Source organism: Candidatus Aquicultor secundus (assembly GCF_002791875.1).
Lineage (GTDB): Bacteria > Actinomycetota > Aquicultoria > Aquicultorales > Aquicultoraceae > Aquicultor_A > Aquicultor_A secundus.
This window is the reverse complement of the sequence record NZ_PFNG01000116.1, coordinates 1-5351: the sequence shown is the minus strand read 5'-3', so window position 1 is coordinate 5351 and position 5351 is coordinate 1. Positions and strand designations below refer to the sequence as shown.

The following is a 5351-nucleotide window of genomic DNA, read 5'->3' as shown; positions in this document are numbered from 1 at the left end:
AGGTTTATCAAGCGCACCATCCTTTCAGCGGCTTAAATACGACCAGCACGGTATTTTGTTACCCGATTCTTTCCAGAATTATTTGGATCAATTATTGGCCGAATTATTTGAATGGATTTTGCATCGTCTTTATGCGACTCAGCCCTAAAAATCCAGCTAAACTCGTCGATACATGAAGGTATTAATCTAAATAGAAACTAAACGACGAGGTATCTAATATGCCACAAGCTTCACATCAGGCGGTAAGAAAAATAAGGCTCGGAGAACTGCTGGTCACAGCCGGGGTTATAACTCAATCTCAGCTTGAAGAGGCGCTTTTTACCCAGAAAAAGACCGGGGAGCGTCTCGGTATTGTTTTACGTAAACTGGGGTTTGTCAGCGAGGAAACTCTCATCGAGTTTCTTGGTAGGCAGCTCGATATCCCGAGCATCGACCTTGACCTTACGGAAGTCGACGAAGATATTGTTAGATTAATCCCCGAGGCTATCGCTAGAAAATATAAGATAATAGCGGTGGCTAAGATTGATAAACTGCTAACCCTGGCGACGGCCGACCCTCTTGACCTCTTTGCCATGGACGATGCCGAGAGCATTACCGGCTGCCAGATTATCCCCGTTATCACCACGGAAAAGCACATCCAAAAGGCGCTTGATAAGTACTATTGGATGCAGGGAGCGAATAGAGGTGTCGAAACAGGGCAGCGCCGTGCGGGGCAAAAAGCCGGCAACGCACCGGCGCAAGGTAAGGCCGGTGATGGGGACACCAAGAGATTTATCGAGATGGTTCTGCGGCAAGCCTTAATCGACGAAGCGAGCGATATCCACATCGAGATGGGTGAAAACGAGCTGCGGGTTCGCATCAGGGTTGATGGTATTCTGCATGAGATAACGACGGCCCCTAAGTCGATTCACCGGTCGGTTGTTTCCCGGTTGAAGATATTAGCCGAGCTTGACATAGCCGAGAAAAGGGCGCCGCAAGACGGAAGGTTCGCCGTCTACGCGGGTGATCGGAAAATCGATTTTCGAATGTCAACTGTTCCGACGATTTTTGGCGAGAAGGTTGTTTTAAGGGTGCTTGAGAAAAAAGCATCTTCAGTCAGTGAAGAAAGCCTTGGTTTTGACAGGGAAGACCTGCAGAAATTCAGGCGCCTTGTAAATAGTCCGTACGGTATGATCCTCGTCTCCGGCCCGACCGGAAGCGGTAAGACGACCACGCTATATACGGCGCTTAGTGGTCTGGCGACGGTAGAGAAAAACGTCGTGACCATCGAGGACCCGGTCGAGTATACCTTCGACATGATAAACCAGATACAGGTCAACCCCAAAGCGGGTGTGACCTTTGCTACCGGTCTGCGCTCGGTTTTGCGCCAGGACCCGGATATCATCATGGTCGGTGAGATTCGCGATGAAGAGACCGCCGAGATTGCGGTCCACTCGGCGCTTTCGGGGCACCTCGTGCTCTCGACGATTCACACCAACGACGCCCCTTCCACACCAACGAGGTTTACCGAGATGGGTATCCAGCCGTTTCTTGCCGCAACATCGATCCTCGGGATAATTTCACAGCGGTTGGTAAGGTTGCTGTGCCCGTCGTGCAAAGAACCGTATAAGCCGGTTCCCGAGTTGTTGTCAGGCCTTAACCTACCGAATGATGGCAGCATCACGCTCTACAGGCCAAAGGGATGCACCGAGTGCCGTGGTGTGGGATACAAGGGTCGCGAGGCGATATTTGAGGTCCTTGAGATTAATGATGAAATCAGAGATTTAATTGTATCGAGAGCTGCGGCGGCCCGGATCAGGGAAGTTGCGGAAAAGCAAGGGTTTAGAACGCTTCGCGATGCCGGAATCGCCAAAGTCGTACAGGGAAAAACTTCGTTGGAAATCGTCATGAAAGTCACTCAAGATGCGGGGGCCCTGTAACAGGGAGCTTCTTCGTTACCCACCCTAAACGGCTTCGGCCTGCCGAAGCAACGCTTTCTCCTCAAGAGCGATGGTCACGTCAACAGTCCCGAGTTCGCTGACTAAAGATACCCGCATACAGCCGAGTTTAAGGATTGAGATGAAGATATTCTTTCCGGCGACGAGGCTCGGGGGTGTGAGCGCAACGTTTGAGTGCGCCTCGTCAAACCGCGTGATTGCCATTCCTGAAATCATATTTCCAAGCTCGCAGAGCGCGCTTTGCGCCGTGCGGTCGAGTGAATCAATCTGGCGCCCAAGCATCATGCCTGCGATGCTTTTAGCTGTGTTGAGCGACATGCTGTAGATCATCTGGCCGCTTACCGATCCGGTTATTCCGATGATGATGTTTATCTCCTGGGACGTGCCCTGGGTCGTTGTTGCCGCGGACGGCTCTGTTTTAACCTGTAGGCCGACCTCCAGGTGCAGAAAACCAAACGCGGCATCCACAAAGGGCTTTGCAAGTTCGACATTCAGCATAGCTTCACAATCCTTTCTCGTCTTTATTAGTTTCGACGAATTGCGGACAAATCTTGAAGCAAAATCCCTCGTAATCGCCATTATTCTCTTCAGCGGTTATGATTTCATCAACGCGCTCGGGGGTAAGGGGCTTTTCCATGAAGTTGTAATCGGTGGACTGGTGATACATAAAAGTAATGGTTCACACACTTCAAATATGCCTTCGGTTGTGTTAAAATTTACCTTACGCAAGTCTATTCGAGTCTAATAGAGCTTATATAACTGCATAATTACCGCACGTATTTTAAGGGGTGAACAAATGGGAAACAGGCGTAAACTTTTGGCATTTGTGCTTGTATGCACAATGGTCTTCTCTTTCATGCCGATCCTTCCGGTCTCGGCGGCGCCAGATCTGCCGCTCCAGACCTCAGTAAACAACCAGGGTTCTGGTGATACCGTCCCCGGGGAGCTGCTCGTAAAGTTCAAACCGTCTTTAAGTAATACAGTGATTGAGGGTATCCATAAGCTCGTCGGTGCGCAAAAAACCGGCGAGATCAAAGATTTGAAGGTACACGAAGTAAAACTGCCCGCCGGGCTTAGTGTCGGCGATGCGGTTGCAAAGTACAAAAAGATGGCCGGCGTGGAGTACGTCGAGCCCAACCATCGCGTCCAAGCCTTCGCCGTCCCAAATGATACCTACTACTCTTCCTACCAGTGGGACCTTCTTAAAATCAGCGCCCCGCAGGCCTGGGATGTAACGACCGGCGATCAGACCGTAGTCGCGGTAGTCGATACCGGCGTTAATTACAACCACGAGGATTTAGCAGGTAAAGTTATCAATGGCTACGATTTTGCCTATAACGATGCCGATGCGTATGACAACAACGGACACGGCACGCACGTCTCCGGGACGATCGGGGCGGTTACTAATAACGCTAAGGGTATCGCCGGTATCTCCTGGGGAGCTAAGATTCTAGCTGTTAAAGTGCTGGATTCCAAAGGAAGCGGTTATGATTCCTGGGTTGCCAGCGGAATTACATATGCGGCCGACCACGGTGCAAAAGTAATAAACTTAAGCCTTGGCGGGCCCGATTACTCGACTACTCTGGCCGATGCGGTCTCATACGCTCAGGGTAAGGGGTGCCTGGTCGTTGCGGCGGCGGGCAATGACAACAGCAGCGCGGTAAGTTATCCGGCGGGATATCCAAATGTTATAGGCGTTGCCGCCACTACTACCGATGACCAAAAAGCATCCTACTCCAATTACGGGCCGGCGGTAGATGTCGCAGCTCCGGGTGGTAATAGTGACGGCGTCGCGGCACATTATATCCTTAGCTGCTACAACTCGAGCAATTCAAGTTATGCGTGGATGTCCGGTACATCGATGGCGAGCCCGCACGTTGCAGGCCTTGCTGCGCTTATTCTTTCGCGCTATCCGACTAAAACCAACAGCCAGGTTGCCAGGATGGTTCAGGAAACAGCCGACGATCTTGGTGCGGCCGGCAGGGATAGCTATTTCGGCTACGGGCGCATAAACGCGCAAAAAGCCGTTACGACTAACATCAACAACGACGAAGAGATCAGCAGCAGTGCGGTTTATTCGGGCAGTTGGCTTAGCGCAAGCTCAAGCTACGCGAGCGGCGGCACCTACAAATATTCGGGTATGACGGGGGACTCGGTGACCTATTCGTTCTACGGCAACGGCGTTACCTGGATTGCCAACAGGGGTACCTCGGCAGGTATCGCCAAGGTATATATCGACGGAAGCTACGTCCAGGATGTCGATCTTTACGGGGCGGATGATTACCAGCAGTTGGTCTATACAAAATCTGGTCTCGCGCTCGGCAACCATACATTGAAAATCGAGGTTAGCGGAAACAAAAACGCAAGTTCAAGCGGCACGGCGGTGAATGTGGATGCGTTTGATGTGGCCGCGCCACAGGATGTAACCGCGCTAACCGCCAGTGCAAACCCGGCAGGCGGCCTTTATAACTCAGCCCAATCGGTAACGCTTACGGCTTCCGAGCCCGCTACAATCTATTACACAACCGATGGCAGTACGCCTACTGCAGCGAGCAACCAGTACTCGGGGCTGCCGCTTAGCATCGGTATATCAACAACACTTAAATTCATCGCTATTGATGATGCAGGAAACCAATCACCGGTTTACACCGAGATTTATACTATCGATACCCAGGCGCCGGCAGTTACGCTGACCGATCCGGCTAACGGCGCAACCGCCGTTGCGGTTGCCAAGACGATAACTGTGACCTTCAGCGAGAACATCCAGGCGGGAAGCGCCTACGCTAATATCACGGTTAAAAACAGCAGGGGCAGGCTGATCAAAATCAAAAAGAGCATCAGCGGCAACGTCCTTGTGCTTGATCCGGCAAAAAACCTGGCGACGAGCACGACCTATACGGTCACCGTTCCCGCGAGCGCGGTGAAGGATGCCGCAGGCAACGCTTTTGCAAGCAGCTATAGCTTTAGCTTTACAACTGCCAGATCAACCCGTTAATAGTATTGATGCCGGCTAAGATTATATCCGGTATACTCCCCAAGGTATTTTTAACCTAAATTCTGTAAAAAAGTATTATAACTTCGTCAGAAATTGCCCGATTACCACCATAATCAGTGATAATTATTCTGTATAACTCGTCGATGCATGCTGCAAAGGTTAAGTTACTTTCGTTTATATAAGAAACGGCACTAACTGAAACCGATTGTGTTAAAGAATCACTACTATGGTCGTAAACGGAGGCATATATCATGTTAGCAGGAAGATCGGCAAAGAAAAAAGCGGACGGGAAGAAGGCCGAGAAAAACACTTCATTTAGCGCAGAATCGCTTCTGGCGGGAATACCGGACCCACTTTTTGTTGCGGATAAAGATTTGAATATCGTCTATTTTAATGATGCCGTATCTAAACTTACCGGA

5 protein-coding genes are annotated in these 5351 nt (G+C 50.7%); 3 read left to right on the top strand and 2 right to left on the bottom strand.

What is annotated here, in order from left to right; translation table 11 throughout:
* Window positions 1-218: 218 nt before the first annotated feature.
* On the top strand, window positions 219-1919 hold the full coding sequence (locus COY37_RS04730; RefSeq protein ID WP_286678361.1) for a GspE/PulE family protein: 1701 nt from the start codon (window positions 219-221) through the stop codon (window positions 1917-1919).
* A 24-nt stretch (window positions 1920-1943) separates the two neighbouring features.
* Here COY37_RS04730 and COY37_RS04725 read toward each other — a convergent pair whose 3' ends face one another.
* Complete coding sequence (locus COY37_RS04725; protein ID WP_286678362.1) at window positions 1944-2435, bottom strand: chemotaxis protein CheX; 492 nt, start codon at window positions 2433-2435, stop codon at window positions 1944-1946.
* 4 nt (window positions 2436-2439) lie between these two features.
* On the bottom strand, window positions 2440-2604 hold the full coding sequence (locus tag COY37_RS04720) for a hypothetical protein (protein WP_286678363.1): 165 nt from the start codon (window positions 2602-2604) through the stop codon (window positions 2440-2442).
* A 129-nt stretch (window positions 2605-2733) separates the two neighbouring features.
* On the opposite strand from COY37_RS04720, the gene COY37_RS04715 reads away from it, so the two are divergent.
* Both COY37_RS04715 and COY37_RS11825 read left to right on the top strand, forming a co-directional pair.
* Window positions 2734-4932 (top strand): S8 family serine peptidase, encoded by a 2199-nt coding sequence (locus COY37_RS04715; RefSeq protein WP_286976437.1) that lies wholly within the window; start codon window positions 2734-2736, stop codon window positions 4930-4932.
* Window positions 4933-5183: 251 nt separating this feature from the next.
* Window positions 5184-5351: PAS domain-containing protein (locus COY37_RS11825; RefSeq protein WP_353683001.1), on the top strand; the 168-nt coding region annotated here is incomplete at its 3' end.

Coding starts and splice junctions, on each gene's coding strand:
- COY37_RS04715 (WP_286976437.1), top strand. CDS start 2,734: ATGGGAAACAGGCGTAAACTTTTGGCATTTGTGCTTGTATGCACAATG.
- COY37_RS04730 (WP_286678361.1), top strand. CDS start 219: ATGCCACAAGCTTCACATCAGGCGGTAAGAAAAATAAGGCTCGGAGAA.
- COY37_RS04725 (WP_286678362.1), bottom strand. CDS start 2,435: ATGCTGAATGTCGAACTTGCAAAGCCCTTTGTGGATGCCGCGTTTGGT.
- COY37_RS04720 (WP_286678363.1), bottom strand. CDS start 2,604: ATGTATCACCAGTCCACCGATTACAACTTCATGGAAAAGCCCCTTACC.